Origin of the sequence: Marinifilum sp. JC120, assembly GCA_004923195.1 — a bacterium.
GTDB lineage: Bacteria > Desulfobacterota > Desulfovibrionia > Desulfovibrionales > Desulfovibrionaceae > Maridesulfovibrio.
In genome coordinates this window covers 24,992-40,277 of the sequence record RDSB01000028.1, presented here as the reverse complement: position 1 = coordinate 40,277, position 15,286 = coordinate 24,992, and the positions used below count along the sequence as shown (strand labels likewise).

14 protein-coding genes are annotated in these 15,286 nt (G+C 46.3%); 5 read left to right on the top strand and 9 right to left on the bottom strand.

The window, feature by feature from the left end:
• The first annotated feature begins 132 nt into the window (after window positions 1–132).
• Window positions 133–741, top strand: a complete 609-nt coding sequence (locus D0S45_19170) for an FkbM family methyltransferase (protein ID TIH12129.1) — start codon at window positions 133–135, stop codon at window positions 739–741.
• 33 nt (window positions 742–774) lie between these two features.
• Here the strand turns inward: D0S45_19170 and nadB are convergent, their stop codons facing one another.
• The 3 genes from nadB to nadC form a co-directional block, all read right to left on the bottom strand.
• A complete protein-coding gene (gene nadB, locus D0S45_19165; GenBank protein TIH12128.1) occupies window positions 775–2,370 on the bottom strand; it encodes an L-aspartate oxidase in 1,596 nt (531 codons plus the stop codon).
• Between the two features lie 61 nt (window positions 2,371–2,431).
• Window positions 2,432–3,454: a quinolinate synthase NadA gene (nadA, locus tag D0S45_19160; GenBank protein TIH12127.1), complete on the bottom strand. Its 1,023-nt coding sequence runs from the start codon at window positions 3,452–3,454 to the stop codon at window positions 2,432–2,434.
• Window positions 3,455–3,464: 10 nt separating this feature from the next.
• Window positions 3,465–4,340: a carboxylating nicotinate-nucleotide diphosphorylase gene (gene nadC / locus D0S45_19155; protein TIH12126.1), complete on the bottom strand. Its 876-nt coding sequence runs from the start codon at window positions 4,338–4,340 to the stop codon at window positions 3,465–3,467.
• Window positions 4,341–4,511: 171 nt separating this feature from the next.
• Here nadC and mgtE point away from each other — a divergent pair, with 171 nt between their 5' ends.
• Together mgtE and D0S45_19145 are read left to right on the top strand one after the other, a co-directional pair.
• Window positions 4,512–5,864, top strand: a complete 1,353-nt coding sequence (gene mgtE / locus D0S45_19150) for a magnesium transporter (protein TIH12125.1) — start codon at window positions 4,512–4,514, stop codon at window positions 5,862–5,864.
• Window positions 5,865–6,100: 236 nt separating this feature from the next.
• Window positions 6,101–7,525: a transferase gene (locus D0S45_19145; protein TIH12124.1), complete on the top strand. Its 1,425-nt coding sequence runs from the start codon at window positions 6,101–6,103 to the stop codon at window positions 7,523–7,525.
• A gap of 80 nt (window positions 7,526–7,605) precedes the next feature.
• Here D0S45_19145 and D0S45_19140 read toward each other — a convergent pair whose 3' ends face one another.
• The 6 genes from D0S45_19140 to D0S45_19115 form a co-directional block, all read right to left on the bottom strand.
• Window positions 7,606–8,277, bottom strand: a complete 672-nt coding sequence (locus D0S45_19140; protein TIH12123.1) for an adenylate kinase — start codon at window positions 8,275–8,277, stop codon at window positions 7,606–7,608.
• 72 nt (window positions 8,278–8,349) lie between these two features.
• The gene (gene tilS, locus D0S45_19135) at window positions 8,350–9,375 is read right to left on the bottom strand and encodes a tRNA lysidine(34) synthetase TilS (GenBank protein TIH12130.1); all 1,026 of its coding nucleotides are present in this window, start codon (window positions 9,373–9,375) and stop codon (window positions 8,350–8,352) included.
• Between the two features lie 113 nt (window positions 9,376–9,488).
• On the bottom strand, window positions 9,489–9,824 hold the full coding sequence (locus D0S45_19130; protein ID TIH12122.1) for a hypothetical protein: 336 nt from the start codon (window positions 9,822–9,824) through the stop codon (window positions 9,489–9,491).
• Between the two features lie 11 nt (window positions 9,825–9,835).
• Window positions 9,836–11,155: a glutamyl-tRNA reductase gene (locus D0S45_19125; GenBank protein ID TIH12121.1), complete on the bottom strand. Its 1,320-nt coding sequence runs from the start codon at window positions 11,153–11,155 to the stop codon at window positions 9,836–9,838.
• A gap of 1 nt (window position 11,156) precedes the next feature.
• Entirely contained in the window at window positions 11,157–11,984 is an 828-nt protein-coding gene (locus tag D0S45_19120) for a cytochrome C assembly protein (GenBank protein TIH12120.1), read from the bottom strand.
• On the bottom strand, window positions 11,971–12,648 hold the full coding sequence (locus tag D0S45_19115) for a bifunctional precorrin-2 dehydrogenase/sirohydrochlorin ferrochelatase (protein TIH12119.1): 678 nt from the start codon (window positions 12,646–12,648) through the stop codon (window positions 11,971–11,973). Before D0S45_19115 ends, D0S45_19120 begins: the two co-directional genes overlap by 14 nt.
• A gap of 104 nt (window positions 12,649–12,752) precedes the next feature.
• Here D0S45_19115 and D0S45_19110 point away from each other — a divergent pair, with 104 nt between their 5' ends.
• Both D0S45_19110 and D0S45_19105 read left to right on the top strand, forming a co-directional pair.
• On the top strand, window positions 12,753–13,967 hold the full coding sequence (locus D0S45_19110) for a glycosyl transferase (GenBank protein TIH12118.1): 1,215 nt from the start codon (window positions 12,753–12,755) through the stop codon (window positions 13,965–13,967).
• Between the two features lie 16 nt (window positions 13,968–13,983).
• The gene (locus D0S45_19105) at window positions 13,984–15,258 is read left to right on the top strand and encodes a hypothetical protein (GenBank protein TIH12117.1); all 1,275 of its coding nucleotides are present in this window, start codon (window positions 13,984–13,986) and stop codon (window positions 15,256–15,258) included.
• The last annotated feature ends 28 nt before the right edge of the window (window positions 15,259–15,286 follow it).

Genomic DNA, 15,286 nt, shown 5'->3' with positions numbered 1-15,286 from the left:
TCCGCCCTCGGCCCTTCCGGGCCGCCCCTGGGGGGACGGGCTCCGCTCCACAACGGCTATGGCTGCTGCCTACCAAGGCATGAAACCGGGACGGTAGACTCCACCTTAAAATGACCGATCAGTGTCCAAAGGATGGGGGAAGGCGCACACAGCTATTTTGATTTTGTTGACCTTTCAAAAGTTGAATACATTGTACAGGCCGGAGTTTATGACGGAAGCGAGGCTTTATTTCTGACCGGGGTAGAGCAGCTGAGGATGCTCTATGGTTTTGATCCTCAAGGCAGTACTGCTTTTAGTGAGCAAATTTTACAGATCTTAAATAATTCAAGAAAATTTACTCTGATTTCCAAGGGGCTTTGGAACAGCGAAACCATAGCGGACTTTGCTCTCGATGGCAGTGCCAGTTTTGTAAAAGGAATAGCCGAGACCCAAAATGCAGGAACCGTTCAGCTTACTACTTTGGGTAAGGAAGCTGAAAGACTGGCCATTCCCCGACTTGATTTTCTTATTGCTGATATTGAGAATTCAGAGATTCCCATGCTTGAAGGGGCAATGGTAATTATCGAGCGTGATCGACCGCAACTTGCAATTTGCTTCTATCATTCAAAGGAGCAGTTTATCGGTGTACCGCTGATGTTGATGAAGCAGTTAAAAGATTACGTGTTTAAAATTGGCCATTATTCAAAAGGGCTGGATGAGAGCGTCTTCTACGCCATACCAAAAGAAAAATTTGATAAGTAAAAAGGGGAAGCTTCATGCTTCCCCTTTTTACTTTTAATCTATGCGGTAGTGGCAACCTACGCTGTCTTTATTGCGTAGAGCGGCGAGCGTTACAGTCAATGCTGACTGGCTGCCATGGAACAGGTCAATAATAGGCCTGCTGATGGGAGTGCGCTTATAGAAGGAATGTAGGTTGCGATTCAAGTTCTGCAAATCATCAATGGCCCGGTTTAAACGAGCTGTGGAGCGGGTGATACCCACGTAGTTCCACATGACGTTACGGATGAAGGCCCAGTCCTGCGCGATGAGAGCCGGGTCTTCGTTTTCGTTGGAACCGGGATTTTCCCAGTCCGGGACAGCATTGAGCAGTTTTTTGGGAATTCTGGATTTTTTTTCAAGACGTGTGGCGATATCTTCGCCGGAAGTGTACCCCCAGAGCATGCCCTCGAGCAGGGAAGTACTGGCAAGCCTGTTTCCGCCATGCACTCCTGTGCAGGAGCATTCCCCAATGGCGTAAAGGCGGTCCAATGTAGACTTGCCCTTTTCATCCACCAACACTCCGCCGCAAAAATAGTGAGCGGCAGGAACAACCGGAATAGGCTGGTTGTTGATGTCGATACCATTATCGAGGCATTTTCCGTAAATGGTCGGGAATCTTGTGGGTAGATCCTGCTTAACATGGTTGGCAGCGTCCAAATAGACGCATTCTTCCTTGGTCCTGAGCATCTCCTCAAGAATAGAGCGGGTAACAATATCACGAGGAGCAAGGTCGCCGCGGGGATCATAGCGGTGCATGAACGGTTCCCCGTAGCAGTTGATCAATTTTGCACCTTCACCGCGTACAGCTTCTGAAATAAGGAAGCGGCGACTGGCCCTTGTACGCACCCGTTGGAAAAAGGAAGTGGGGTGGAACTGGACCATTTCAGAATTGATCACCCGGGCCTTGGCGCGGTTGGCCATGGCTATACCGGAACCGATGGAACCGGGGGTGTTGGTGGTGTGCAGATAAATCTGTCCCAGTCCGCCGGTTGCCAGCACAGTGAAGTCGGCCAGAAAGGTTTCCACCATATTCCGTGATTCATTGTACACGTATGCACCGAGGCATTTATTGCTCAAGGAGTACTTGAACTCATTCTGGCGGGCGTGATGATGGTTGGTCAAAAGGTCAATGGCAGTCCTGTTGGAGCAGACCCGGATATACGGATGGTCGGCAACGTGCTTGATCAGCACGTCCATAATCGACTTTCCAGTATGATCGGCGCAATACAGGATACGGGAAACAGCATGCCCGCCTTCACGGGTCAGGCTGAATTCACCGTCATCGTCCTTTTGAAAAGAAACCGGATATTTTTCCAGCAGTAGCTTTTTCAGAACTTCAGGTCCGCTTTTAGCCAGTGTCCGTACCGCTTTTTTATTGTTGTAATTCCAACCAGCGGTATTAATATCCTTTTCCAGTATTTTAGGTGAATCATCCGGGCCGGTATATACAACGCCGCCTTGGGCCAGCCTTGTGTTACCGGTAAAGAGGTCATCTCCCGGAGTTAAAAGTGTAACTTCTATACCTTTTTCTGCTATCGTCAGAGCTGATATACATCCGGCGATACCTGATCCGATAATCAAAACTTCAGTTTTCATTCGGTTTTCTTGCATGCCCTATCTCTCATTTTCGGCAGCCTTTACAGGTTCCGGCTAAAGGTTCAGTCGGTATAATTTATTTGCAGGCGTTAAGCATTCTTTCGAGGGCGAGCCTTGCCGGTTCACGGATATCGTCTGAAACATCCTCGTAAGGTGTTGTCTCCAGATTCTGGAGAAGTCCGGCAAGATTTTTTTCTGTTATTTTTGCCATATTGCTGCAAAAACTAATGCCCAGCGGCAGGATGTTTTTTTCAGGGAACATATCCTTCAACCTGTTCACGAGGTTGGTTTCTGTACCGACTACTATAGTAGTACCCGCAGGAGCTTCATTAACATATTTAATTAGATATGAAGTTGATCCTGCACCATCGGAAGCCTTAACCAGTTCGGGAGGGCATTCGGGATGAACCACGACTTTACAGTCAGGATATTCAGCGCGGAAGCTCTCAATCTGGGCCAGCTTAAAACGTTGGTGAATGGCACAGAGGCCGGGCCAGATCAGAAGTTCCTTGTCTTTGGTTTCTTCAACATCAAACTGTGTCCCTTGGGAGCGGATGTTGAGGATCATGCGTTTATCAGCAGTTATGCCGAGTGTGTCCGCAGTATTCAGCGCAAGGTTTTTGTCCGGGAGGAAGAGGACAGCCTCCCCTTGTTCCTGCGCCCAGCGGAGCATTTTTTCAGCATTGGCGGAAGTGCAGACTGTGCCTCCGTGTTTACCGCAGACGGTTTTCACCGCAGCAGGGGTATTCACATAAGCAAGCGGAATGATTTTTCTTCCGGTCTCATTGATGAGTCTTGTCAGCACCTTATCCACCAGCCATGCCGGGGCCATATTAGCCATAACACAGCCTGCGCTGGCGTCGGGAATATAAACCTTCTGGTCTTCCCGGCGTACAATTGCAGCTGATTCGGCCATAAAGTGGACACCGCAAAATACGATGTATTCCGCTTCCAGCTTTTCGATCTGGCGGGCAAGTTCAAGTGAATCGCCTTTAAGATCAGTATGTTTTATGATTTCATCGGACTGGTAATGGTGTCCCAGAATCGCCAGTCTTTTTCCATATTTTTTCTTTTGTTCAGCAATTATATCCGAATACATCAAATAGAACCTACATTGGTATGATCTGCATGCTCATGTCAGAGCATTTTGCGGAGTGGGTGATCCTGCCTACGGATATGTAATCCGGCTTTGCTTCTGCAAGCGCGGCAATGGTCTCAAGGGTCACGTTTCCGCTGATCTCGGTTTCAATTTCATCAGGAATAGTGGTGATGGCGGCCTTTGCTTCTTCGAAGCTCATGTTGTCGAGCATAATGCGTTCAACATTACAGGCAATCGCTTCATCAACTTCTTCCTGATTGCGGCATTCCACCTCGATGGGCGGACATTCCTGATCGTATTTTGTGCGCAGTTTTTCCACGGCGGATGTGATTGATCCGGCGCGGTCAATGTGGTTGTCCTTGAGCATGAGCATTTCCACCAGATTGAGTCTGTGATTCTTTGCTCCGCCGCAGAGGACAGCATATTTTTCAGGGTAGCGCAGACCGGGTAGGGTCTTGCGAGTATCGAGGAGGATAGTCTCGCTATGATCCAGCGCGTCTACGTATTTACGGGTTTCTGTTGCGATTCCGGACATGTGGGAGATGAAGTTCAGGATCACTCTTTCAGCCTTGAGGAGAAGGCCTGCCGGGCCTTGAATGGCCGCGATGAGTGTTCCTTCAGAGATTTTATCACCTTCGTCAACATTAAGATGCACCTGACACTTGTTTTCCTGATCTGCAAATTCAAGAATCAAGTGGATAAGGGGCAGTCCGGATATTACGGTATCTTCTTTTGCGATGATCTGAGCAGTGGCAATATCGTCCTGCTCAAACAGGCCCATTGAGGTCAGGTCCGGGCCGTCTTCGCTTAAAGCTATTCTTATAGTGGCCAGAAGAAACATTTTTGCTTCGGCCTGAAAGAAGTCGGTAAATGCTTTTTCAGTCATGTTATTCCTGTTAGTATTCTGTAACATTGTGTTTGAGGTCATGTAACGAAATTTCGTATCCCGTTTTATAAGGCAGCACAAGGGCTGAGAAGGATTTCACAAGCTAAACTTTCAGCAGTTTCAAAGTGATAAATTTTGACCTTTAAGTTTATTTGGTATAGTTGATGCGCCATGGCTAATCCAAAAGGAATACCCGAACCACTCAGACGGTGGCAGGAACACGGCAAAGGGCGCGCTGGCGAAGTTGACCAGCGGGTTATTGATGCCATGCACCCTGCGGATGCTGCTGATCATATTGAAGAACTTGGTCTGGAAGAACAGGTCAAGTTTATCAAGCAGTTGCCTATCCGTGATGCCGCAGACTCCATTGCTGAGATGGAAAAATATGATCAGCGGGATCTCATTAAACGGCTTAATGTCGGAATGGCTGCCCGTATCCTTGAGATTATGTCCCCGGATGATGCCACGGATATTATTGAAGATCTTGATGATAATCTGCGGGAAACCCTTTTGCGTCAGATCAAGGCCGAAGACAGGGAAGAAATTTCAACTCTGCTGACCTTTGATCCTGACACCGCCGGTGGTGTTATGACCACCGAGGTCGCCATTGTCCGCGACAATATGACCGTTGATCAGGCCATTGCAGAAATACGCAAGGAAGTAGAAGACAAAAGTATTCCTTATTATGCCTATGTAGTGGGCCGCCGCAATCAGCTTGTGGGTGTTGTTTCCATGCGCGATTTGCTTGTTTCACGCGCGGGGAAAATGCTCACTGACTTGACCCACAACCAGCACCTCATCTCCGTTAACTATAACGTAGACAAAGAGGAAGTAGCCCGGCTTATCGCGCATTATAATTTTCTGGCCATGCCTGTTACTGACTTTGACCACCGTTTTCTCGGAGTTGTCACTGTTGATGATGTCATTGACATTATTAATGAAGAGGCCAGTGAGGATATGCAGTCAATGGTTGGTGCGGGTACTGATGAAACGGTTGATTCGCCGTGGAAATATTCGGTGAAAAAGCGTCTGCCATGGCTGGTTATCAATGTTGCGAACTCTGCAATCGCTGCGTGGGTTGTTCATCTCTTTGAAGGGAACATTACAAAGATGGCCATTCTTGCAGTGCTTATGCCTATTGTAGCAAACCAGGCAGGTAATACCGGTCAGCAAGCCCTTGCAGTTATGATTCGCCAATTTGCCACCGAGAAATTCGACCGTAAGAAATCATGGGAAGCTGTTCTGCGTGAATTCAAAATCGGCCTTGCCAACGGTCTTTGCATCGCCTTTCTGGTGTTGGGAGCAGTTTTTATGCTAACCAACAATTACGCATTGGCATTGGTTATGTCCGGTGCATTATTTATTGATATGGTTCTCGGCGCAGTGGTAGGTGGGGCAATTCCCATTATTCTCAAAGAGTTCGGGCGTGACCCGGCACAGGCTTCCTCAATATTCCTTACCACAATTACGGATAGTTTCGGTTTTCTTTCGCTGCTGGGGCTTGCCGGAATCTTTCTGCTTTAACAGTTCCAGTTAATACATGATATTTTTTGACCCATCTGAGTAAACATAAACTCAGATGGGTCTTTTTTATGGTTCAACTTAATAAAATTACGACATTTTTTCTATTGAATGGTGCCGGGGTAAAAGGTACCTTCTTGAAAATCAAATTATGTAAAGGGCGTTTAAACGCAAAGCAGGCAATCCGGGAACTTTTCCTGGCATAACCGGGCAATCGTCCGGCAGATATGAGGTCAGACATGAGAAGAGTCAAGAAGCTTATCAATCATATTATATCAAGGGTAAATGTAAATCTCAGGCCCATGGGGCTTGATGTTGAACAGGCCTTGGTCAGTACTATTGATGTTAATAAACTTACTGATGATTATGCATACTACGCATTGTCTATTGACCATCCCATCTATTTCCGGTTCCGGGAAAGTAATCTCGGAGGATCGTATTTTCTTGGAAAATGTGATGTAGACCGCTCAATAATTGTTAGAAGTGACATCCGCGGTGACGAGCTAAAGGCTGAAGGAACTGAAGTTGAATTCGGCGGTGTTAAAACGGAACTTTACCGTGATGAAATTATTTTAGTTGTAAACAGTTTCCTTTTCAAAACTCTGGTTCACAACCATTCCCGCAATCCAGAAATCCCCGAACTTTTCCGTATCCAGAATACTGTCTCCATGCATTATGCCAACATCCATGGCACAACTACTGAAGGGGCTTACCTCGGAGCGTTCTCAACTGCGGACCTTTCTGTTCTCCATAATTGTATTCTTGGTAATTACAGCTATGTTCAGGCTGGTGATCTTTCGAAAGTCTGTATTGATCCGGGCCGTATCTGGATTAAGGCTGAAGGAAAGTACGAATTTGATTACAGCTATCCGCAGGCGACCCTTGAAGAGTATATTTCATGGGATCAGGATGGTGAACTTATAGGGCTGTTTGCTGATTTTCTCAAAGGTCGCAGAAGTGACTTTCTGCCTGTTTACGATTCGCTGGCAGATAAGTTCCCGGTCTGGGTTCCTGAAAATGCCTTTGTTAGCCGTTATGCTGTAGTCAAAGGGAATTGTAATATTGGCGAGAACTGCCTTGTGGCTCAGCGGGCATATATTGAAAATTCGGAACTCGGAGCCGGTTCCAATGCTCAGGAAAACAGTTTTATTGTGGATACCTGCTTTGCCGGACTGGTCGTCGTAGCTCACGGCGGTAAATTGGTTCATTCCAATATCGGCAAGAAAGTATTCATCGGCTTTAACTCATTCCTGCATGGAACAGAGGAAAACAAAGTTTCTGTTGGTGGCGGTTCAATCGTCATGCCCCATACCATTATTCACGCTTCCGAGCCTATTGATATTCCGGATGAAACAATCGTTTGGGGTTATGTGACCAAACAAAGCGATCTTGAAACACAGTCCATGTCGCTGGCTAATTTTTCTAAAGGAAAGGCCATTTGCATGGACAGAATGTCTTTTTACGGTGACGGTGCGGCATTTATCCGCGACTTTCAGAACCGTATTGAACATATTCTGGTGGAAAATGGTGCTCGTTTTGACGGCAATGCCGAAAGCAGAGGGCATGCCCAGAGAACGCAATATGTTTCCTATAATTTATTTCAGCCTTATCTGGCCGGGGAAAAGCAGGGCATGTTCCCGACTATTATTGTTGAGGATGATTAGATAAATCACTCTCCTTTAATTCAAAATAGAAAAGCCCCGCAATCGTACGATTGCGGGGCTTTTTATCGGCAAACTTTGAACTATACGAGCTGAGCCATGAGGGTCTCTTTGATCGCATCGATGGTGCCTTCACCGTCGAGTTCAATGTATTTAAAGCCAGCTTTAGGAGCCAGATCTTTGTAGAAGTATGCTGCTGCAACAGTACCGGTCTTGTCATCATAGTAGATGTCGTGACGTTTGCTGATTGCATCTTCGTCCTGGTCATCAGCGCGCTCGGAAAGAGCACCGCCACATACGCGACATTTGTCGCCTTCGGGCTTGATAGCGTCGATGAATTTGTTGTTGGGGTGGTTAGGATCGTTTTCGCAAAGGCGACGGCCCATGATGCGGTTTTTAGCAACTTCGCGGGGCAGCAGGATTTCGATAACGTAGTCGAGCTTTACGCCGTCTTTTTCCAGAGCTTCCCAAAGCTTTTCAGCCTGTACGATAGAGCGGGGGAAACCGTCGAGCAACCAGCCATTTTCGCTGGAAGACTGGAGAACGTCCAGAACCATGGGGATGGTGATATCATCAGGAACGAGTTCACCTTTATCAATGTATTCTTTAGCTTTCATACCGAGCTCGGTGCCGCCACCGATGTGCTTACGGAAGATTGCGCCAGATTCGATGTGATCGAGGTCGAATTTTTTCTTAGCGAGAGCGCCCTGAGTTCCTTTACCACTACCGTTGGGTCCAAAAATAAGAATATTCATACTGTGTCCTCCTAAAGAATTAGTAACAAATTTCACAAAGTTCTAAACCTTGCTGTCGTCGCTGTCAATGCCCTAATTAACATTGAATAAGAGCCCTGCTTTATTGACCTTAACGACCTTGTTTCCGGGGAATTGGAAGGTTGAACCAGACTTGCGGGCAGAAAAAGCCTGATCCAGTTGCATTATTGAATCAAAAAGGGCGTGTCCCGGACCAAGTTCATCTAAAATTTTTTTATAAATACGGAACCTTAAAGCAGAATGGCATTTGTTCAAAATAGAACAAGGCAAGAATGTTTCACCGTTCTCGGCTGACTCAATATGTTCAGAAACGGCAGCAATTTGCTCATCCCAATAAGCTTCATCAAGCTCAGCTTGATTTTTCAACCTGATTAGTCCTGCACCCAGATTAGAATTTTCTGCATTGAGCAGGGGCATGATATTATTTCGGACCCGGTTACGGGTATAGTCATCACTAAGATTACTTTCGTCTTCGCGCCACCGGCAATCTATTGAATTCAGAAATTCTTCAAGCTCATTTTTTTTAGTAGAAAGCAACGGACGTAACAGTTTTCGCTTCGGATCATAAGCGTCCATTCCTGCAAGGGCTGGCCAACCAGTGCCCCGAATGAGCCGCATAACAATATCTTCCGATAAATCACCGATATGATGAGCCAGCAGCAGATAATCAGCTTTAAATTTCTTCAAGCACTGGTTGAAAAAATCATAACGGATAATGCGCCCAGCCTCTTCAAGTCCCACGGAATTCAGCTGGGCATAGCCTGCAACATCAGCTTTAAGCGATTCAACCGGAACATCCAGCTGACTACATAACTCTTCGACAAAAGCGCGATCTTCAGCAGACTCATCCCGCAAACTATGATCCACATGGGCGCAAAAAACCCTGCCACCCGATTTACGAGCGAGCAGGGTAGCGATAATCAATAAAGCAGTAGAATCAATGCCACCGGATACGCCGACGAGCATGGATCTGCTGGCAAAATTTGTATTTGATTTAAGGTTTCCGAACTTTTCGATATTCAAACACAATTTTGCCTGTATGGGATCTAAATCCTGAATTTTGCTTGGCAAAGATTGCATATATACAGCGCGGCGAAGCCAATATAAAAAGTTTTGGGAAAGTCCAGAGAACCCTTTTTCAAAAGGGTTCTTTGGCCGCCGGAGGCAACCTCGGAGAGCCGCCGGAGGCATATTTACAAATGCACACCGAGATCCGCGATAAATTTATCCATGTAATCGAGCATATGGTTGCGCTGTTCGGGGGTGGCATAGGCTACGCATTCGCAGCGGATTTTGTTGGAAGCACGCACCAGCAACTCGATTTTCATGCTGTTTTCCATGACTTCAAGAGCCATGAAATAAGGACCGCATTCACCGAAATGTTCCTTCTGCACATCCTGAAGAAGATCTTCAGGGATAGGAAGATAGAAAATATCATCAATAGGCCCGGAAAAGCCAATTTCCTTGAGAGCATCAACAATTTTAGCCAGATCTTCTTCGTAAATATCTTCAAGAAGGTAATTTCTCATGAACTTATCCTTTAATCTTCAAAATTATTCTTTTTCTTCCGTCCGCAATGGGCGTCCGCAGGAATTGTTTCATTATCAAGATTGAACATGCGCCGCGCAAGATCAACAAACTCGTCAGCCTTGCCTTCTTCCTCGGTACGACGTTTGAGAAAGGCTACAGGCTCGTGAAGCAGCTTTTTACCGATGGACATGGCCATGGTTTCGAGGGCCTTGTGAGTCTTGGCATCCACATCGCCAAGCCGCTTGAGGGTTTTGGCAAGTTCCTGCTGGGCAACGGTTTCACTGCGGTTGAAAAGGTCCACAATGGTGGGCTGAAGGTCGAGTGAATTAATCCAGTTGCCAAAAGACAGGGTCTCGAATTCAACGATGGAATGGGCTTTGATCGCTTCGTCTTCGCGCTGGGATTTATTTTCTTCAACCACATCTTTAAGATCGTCAATATCGTAAAGATAAACGTTGTCCAGTCCGTTTACATCCGGATCGATATCGCGGGGTACGGCGATATCGATAAAGAACATGGGCCTGAATTTGCGTTTCTTGATGACCTTTTTCATCTCCTTGGCAGAGATAACCGCGTGGGGTGCACCAGTGGAGCTGATGATGATATCTGTCTCCACAAGATGGTCATAAAGATTTTCAAAAGGCACCGCTTTTCCGCCCATGCATTTGCCCAGTTCTTCGGCACGGGAGTAAGTGCGGTTGGCAATGGAAATTTGTTCCACGCCGCTGTTCAAAAGATGGGTTGCGGCAAGCTCCGCCATTTCCCCGGCCCCGACGAGCATGGCCCGTTGCCCTTTAAGTTCGCCGAAGATTTTTTTGGCAAGTTCAACTGCGGCGTAGCTGATAGACACTGCGCTTGAGGCTATGGAAGTCTCGGTGCGTACCCTTTTTGCTACGAAAAAGGATTTGTGAAGCATGCGATTGATGATGACCCTTGCGGCCCCGGCTTCAACCGCTTTGCGGTATGATTCCTTGAGCTGTCCGAGAATCTGCGGCTCTCCAACTATCATTGAATCAAGGCTGCAAGCGACTCGGAACAGGTGCTTCACCGAGTTCAATCCTTCATGGCAGTAAGTATTGGGCTCCAGTTCTCTAACTGAACCGCAACACCGTTTTGCCCAGTATTCAAGGATGTTTCTATCGGTAATGTCCGGAGAACAGACAACCAGTATTTCAACCCTGTTACAGGTGGATAAGGCCATTACTTCACGCACGCCCATTTCAAGCAGTCCGGCTTCGAACTCCTCTAAATTTGTCAGGGCGTAACGTTCACGCACATCCACTCCTGCGGAGCGGTGGTTGAGACCGATCAGGTAAATATTATGGTCCATATCAGACTTTAAAGCTATGGTGAGTGGGGATTAAAAAGTTGATCCCCCACAAGGAAATCATGGTGATTACAAAAACGATGATCACCAGAATTGCCGGTTTCTTACCTCTCCAGCCCATCATGATGCGCTGGTGAAAGACAAATGCAAAAAGAAACCAGACCACTAAAGTAACTATTTCTTTCGGGTCCCATGAAAACATTTTGGAAAAAGCAGCTCTGGCCCAGAGGAATCCGGCGGCAAGACCCAAAGTGTAGAGAGGGAATCCGATAATAATCGACCAATGGTTTACATTGTCGAAAGTATTAAGCGAAGGCATTTCCTTGCCCATTCCGGTAAGGTTTGCCTTGGTTTTGATTTTGTTGTTCAGGTAAAGGAAAGCAACTCCGGCCCCGGCAGCCATGGCCATAAGCGCGATACTGACAAAAATGGTCCCGATATGCAGCCCGATAAAAAGTCCAGCCAGATGGGCGGGAATTGTTACCTTGAGGCTTTGGGACGCAAGGGAAATGATGAAAAGCAGCAGAGCGAAAGGGGATGCGGTAAGGGCGAAAAATGTTGAACGCAGTTTCCACCACAGACCGAAGTAGACGAGGATAAAACTCCAGCCCAGCAGGCTGAAATAGAAATATCCTCCGCTTAAGACAGTTTCCTTATAAAGGGTGACCGCCAAAAGCAGATCCAGAGTGTGCAGAGCAAAACCGCCGACAGCGGAAAGGTTGCCGAGTTTTCCCAATATCTTGTTGCTTTTGAGACTTCCGATGAAAAAGCAAACAGTGCCCGCAAGATAGAGGGCGATAATCACGTACTGGAATAATTCAAATAAGGTCATCAATTAACTCCGGTATACGGGGAACAAGTTCTTGGGGCAAAGTCTGAGCAAGAATTTCTTCTACCTGGACCATGTTTCCAGCCTCCAGTTCATCTAAAATCGGAGATGCAACAAGTTGCCTGAACAAAGCGGTGTTTTGGCTTGTTTCCTTGCCAAGGTCAAGGACCTGCGGTCTTATTCTTCCCATTAGAGTAATGAACGCGGCATAATGCGGGCCGAAAATCCCCTGTAATTCTCGGCGGATTTTCTTGGTAAATGCCGGCGTACAACCCCCGGAAGACACTGCCAATGTTAAATCCCCCTGCCTGATCACCGATGGAACAATAAAGTTGCTTCCTTCAGGAAAGTCAGCGATATTGCAGAGAATATTTTTTTCAGCACAAAGATCGGCCATGCGGCGGTTGACCTTCGTATTACAGGTGCATGCAAAGGCGATAAAAACATCATTCAGATCTGCATCAGTGAAAGGACGTTGCTCGAAATTTACACGCGCATCGCGGCTGATTTCAAGTAGCTCATCTCCAGGAGCAGCCGTGTCGAGCACAGTAACCTGTTTGGGACCGCATTCAAGAATTGACTTGAGTTTGCGCACCCCGACAGACCCCGCTCCGACCAGCAGGCAATTGCGATTTTTCACTTTAAGAAAAATAGGGTAGTAAGTCATAGAAGTCCTGCATATCAAATGTGTAGGGGCATTGTAAAATGACAAAGTGCTGATAAAAATATATAATTTAAAAAATCAAACCCTTGCAAGGATGCGGATATTTAATGAAACGGGCTCTGATTATACAATTGACACGGTTTGGCGATCTGGTCCAGACCAAACGTCTTGTTCTTACACTGCAAGATCGCGGATTTACAGTTCATATCTGTCTTGACCACTCTCTGGAAGGATTGGTCCGGATTCTGTATCCGACCTGCGAAATCCACCCTCTCATTGCTCACGGCAGCGGGATAGAAGGGCAGGGTCTTGATTCTGTACTTCCTGTTAATTACAAAATCTTCAAACAATTATCTGAAATTGATTTCGAGGAAGTGTATAATCTAAATTTTTCAACCATGAACTATGCCCTTTCATCTCTTTTTGATCCTAAAAAAGTCAAGGGACATAAACGGGTCAATGGGCAGTCCATGAAAGATCCGTGGTTTAAGTTGGGCTTTCGGCTTGCTGCTGAACGGCGCAACAATATAAATCTTGTTGACTACTGGGCTGCACTTAGTCCGGACATGATTCCAGCAAAAGAGGTCAATCCAGTTGCTAAGCCTGGGGGGAAAGGGATCGGGGTGGTTCTGGCTGGCCGTGAAAGCAGACGTTCCCTGCCCTATGATGTTTTGGCACCGCTAGTGATGTCCGCACGGTCCGCCAATAAAAATAAGGATATTTTTTTGCTTGGAAGTAAAGCAGAACGCGATGCCGGAAGGAAGCTTCTTTCAAAATTACCTGCTTCAATTGCAGACAGCACTGTGAATCTTGCCGGGGAAACCGGGTGGGAAGGGCTGGTTGAGGCTGTTACGGGGCTTGATCTGCTGATAACTCCGGATACAGGAACCATGCATCTCGCCGCCCATCTTGGGGTGCCTGTGCTGGGCTTTTTTCTTTCTTCGGCATGGTGCACTGAAACCGGACCGTATGGAGCAGGGCATACCATTCTTCAAGCAGATACTGATTGCTCCCCTTGCATGGAGGCGCGTCCCTGTTATTCCGATATGAAATGTTTGGCTCCATTCAGAGAATCCTCCAGATATATCGCTACCCGAAAGCCTGAACATCTTCCTGAAGGAATTTCCATTTTTGAGTCAGGATGTGACTTTCTAGGGACACAATTTACTCTCAAAGCCGGGAACGATGTCACAGCAGAGCGCAGGCAGAGACTGCGTAAGTTTATCGGCTGCCATCTGGGCTTGCTGGATATCGGTGAACATGGCCCATTTCCAGAATTAGCGGAGAAATTTTACAAAGATAAAGACTGGATAACAGCTTAAAGATAAAGGTAAAGATATGGATAATAGTAAAGTGCTGAGGATTCTGGTTGTACTTCCTCTTTACGGCGGCTCATTACCCGTGGGCAGATTTTGTATTTCCGCATTGGAAAAGATGGGCCATTTGGTGGAAACTTTTGAAGCCCCTGATTTTTACGGTGCCTACACTGCAATCGATGACCTGAAGGTTACCTCCGATAGACATCAATATCTGCAAAACAGTTATTTAAACATGTTATCGCAGGCTGTTCTGGCAAAGGCTGATACTTTTGAGCCGGATATGGTGCTGGCTATGGCTCAGGCTCCTCTGACTCACCAAGCCTTGAAAAGACTGCGCAAAGATAATGTGAAAACTGCCATGTGGTTTGTGGAGGATTTTCGCTTATTTACTTACTGGCAGTCATTTGCCCCTTTTTATGATGTTTTTGCAGTTATCCAGAAAGAACCCTTTTTTAGCGAGTTGAAGCAGATCGGGGTTGATAATGTTTTGTATCTTCCGCTGGCTGCTCACCCGGATTTCCATAAGCCTGAAGAGCTTAATTCTATTGATGCCCGTAAATATGGCGGAGAAGTGTCTTTTATGGGAGCAGGGTACCCGAACAGACGATTGGCCTTCCGCAAATTGATCCATCACGGTCTGAAAATTTGGGGCACAGAATGGGATGGAGATCATGTGCTTGAGCCGTATGTTCAGTTTGAGGGACGGCGTGTTTCATCTGATGAATGCGTAAAGATTTTTAATGGAACCAAGATCAATCTTAATCTGCATTCCTCCATCAATGCTGATGAACTGGTCAGTCGAGGGGATTTTATAAATCCACGTACCTTTGAACTGGCTGCTTGCGGAGCATTTCAACTTGTAGATAAACGTTCACTTATGTCCGAAGCATTTGATGAAGGTGAGTTGGCACATTTTGACAGCCTTGAAGATCTTGATCAAAAGATTGGGCATTACCTTGCTCACCCTAAAGAGCGTGAAGAATTTATAGAAAGAGCACGAGCGAGGGTACTTAAAGATCATACGTATGAAGTAAGAATGCAATCCTTGATTGATTTTACTATAGAGAACTTCGATGGTTGGCCTGCTGAAAGGAATACTGAGGTTCTTTTTAACAATAGCTTTCCAGAAGAATTGAAAAATGATATAGTGAATTTAATTGAAAAGCTTGGATTGCCCGCAAATGTTGGTTTTGATGATTTAGTAACCGCAATTCGCGCACAGCAAGGACAGTTGAGCCCTCTTGATACTGCTGTCCTTTTTCTTGATGAATGGAAGAAGGTATACAGCAAATAATTCAACCTCTCTTTTTTTGCTGTTAATT

Coding starts and splice junctions, on each gene's coding strand:
- D0S45_19170 (TIH12129.1), top strand. CDS start 133: ATGGGGGAAGGCGCACACAGCTATTTTGATTTTGTTGACCTTTCAAAA.
- nadB (TIH12128.1), bottom strand. CDS start 2,370: ATGCAAGAAAACCGAATGAAAACTGAAGTTTTGATTATCGGATCAGGT.
- nadA (TIH12127.1), bottom strand. CDS start 3,454: ATGTATTCGGATATAATTGCTGAACAAAAGAAAAAATATGGAAAAAGA.
- nadC (TIH12126.1), bottom strand. CDS start 4,340: ATGACTGAAAAAGCATTTACCGACTTCTTTCAGGCCGAAGCAAAAATG.
- mgtE (TIH12125.1), top strand. CDS start 4,512: ATGGCTAATCCAAAAGGAATACCCGAACCACTCAGACGGTGGCAGGAA.
- D0S45_19145 (TIH12124.1), top strand. CDS start 6,101: ATGAGAAGAGTCAAGAAGCTTATCAATCATATTATATCAAGGGTAAAT.
- D0S45_19140 (TIH12123.1), bottom strand. CDS start 8,277: ATGAATATTCTTATTTTTGGACCCAACGGTAGTGGTAAAGGAACTCAG.
- tilS (TIH12130.1), bottom strand. CDS start 9,375: ATGCAATCTTTGCCAAGCAAAATTCAGGATTTAGATCCCATACAGGCA.
- D0S45_19130 (TIH12122.1), bottom strand. CDS start 9,824: ATGAGAAATTACCTTCTTGAAGATATTTACGAAGAAGATCTGGCTAAA.
- D0S45_19125 (TIH12121.1), bottom strand. CDS start 11,155: ATGGACCATAATATTTACCTGATCGGTCTCAACCACCGCTCCGCAGGA.
- D0S45_19120 (TIH12120.1), bottom strand. CDS start 11,984: ATGACCTTATTTGAATTATTCCAGTACGTGATTATCGCCCTCTATCTT.
- D0S45_19115 (TIH12119.1), bottom strand. CDS start 12,648: ATGACTTACTACCCTATTTTTCTTAAAGTGAAAAATCGCAATTGCCTG.
- D0S45_19110 (TIH12118.1), top strand. CDS start 12,753: ATGAAACGGGCTCTGATTATACAATTGACACGGTTTGGCGATCTGGTC.
- D0S45_19105 (TIH12117.1), top strand. CDS start 13,984: ATGGATAATAGTAAAGTGCTGAGGATTCTGGTTGTACTTCCTCTTTAC.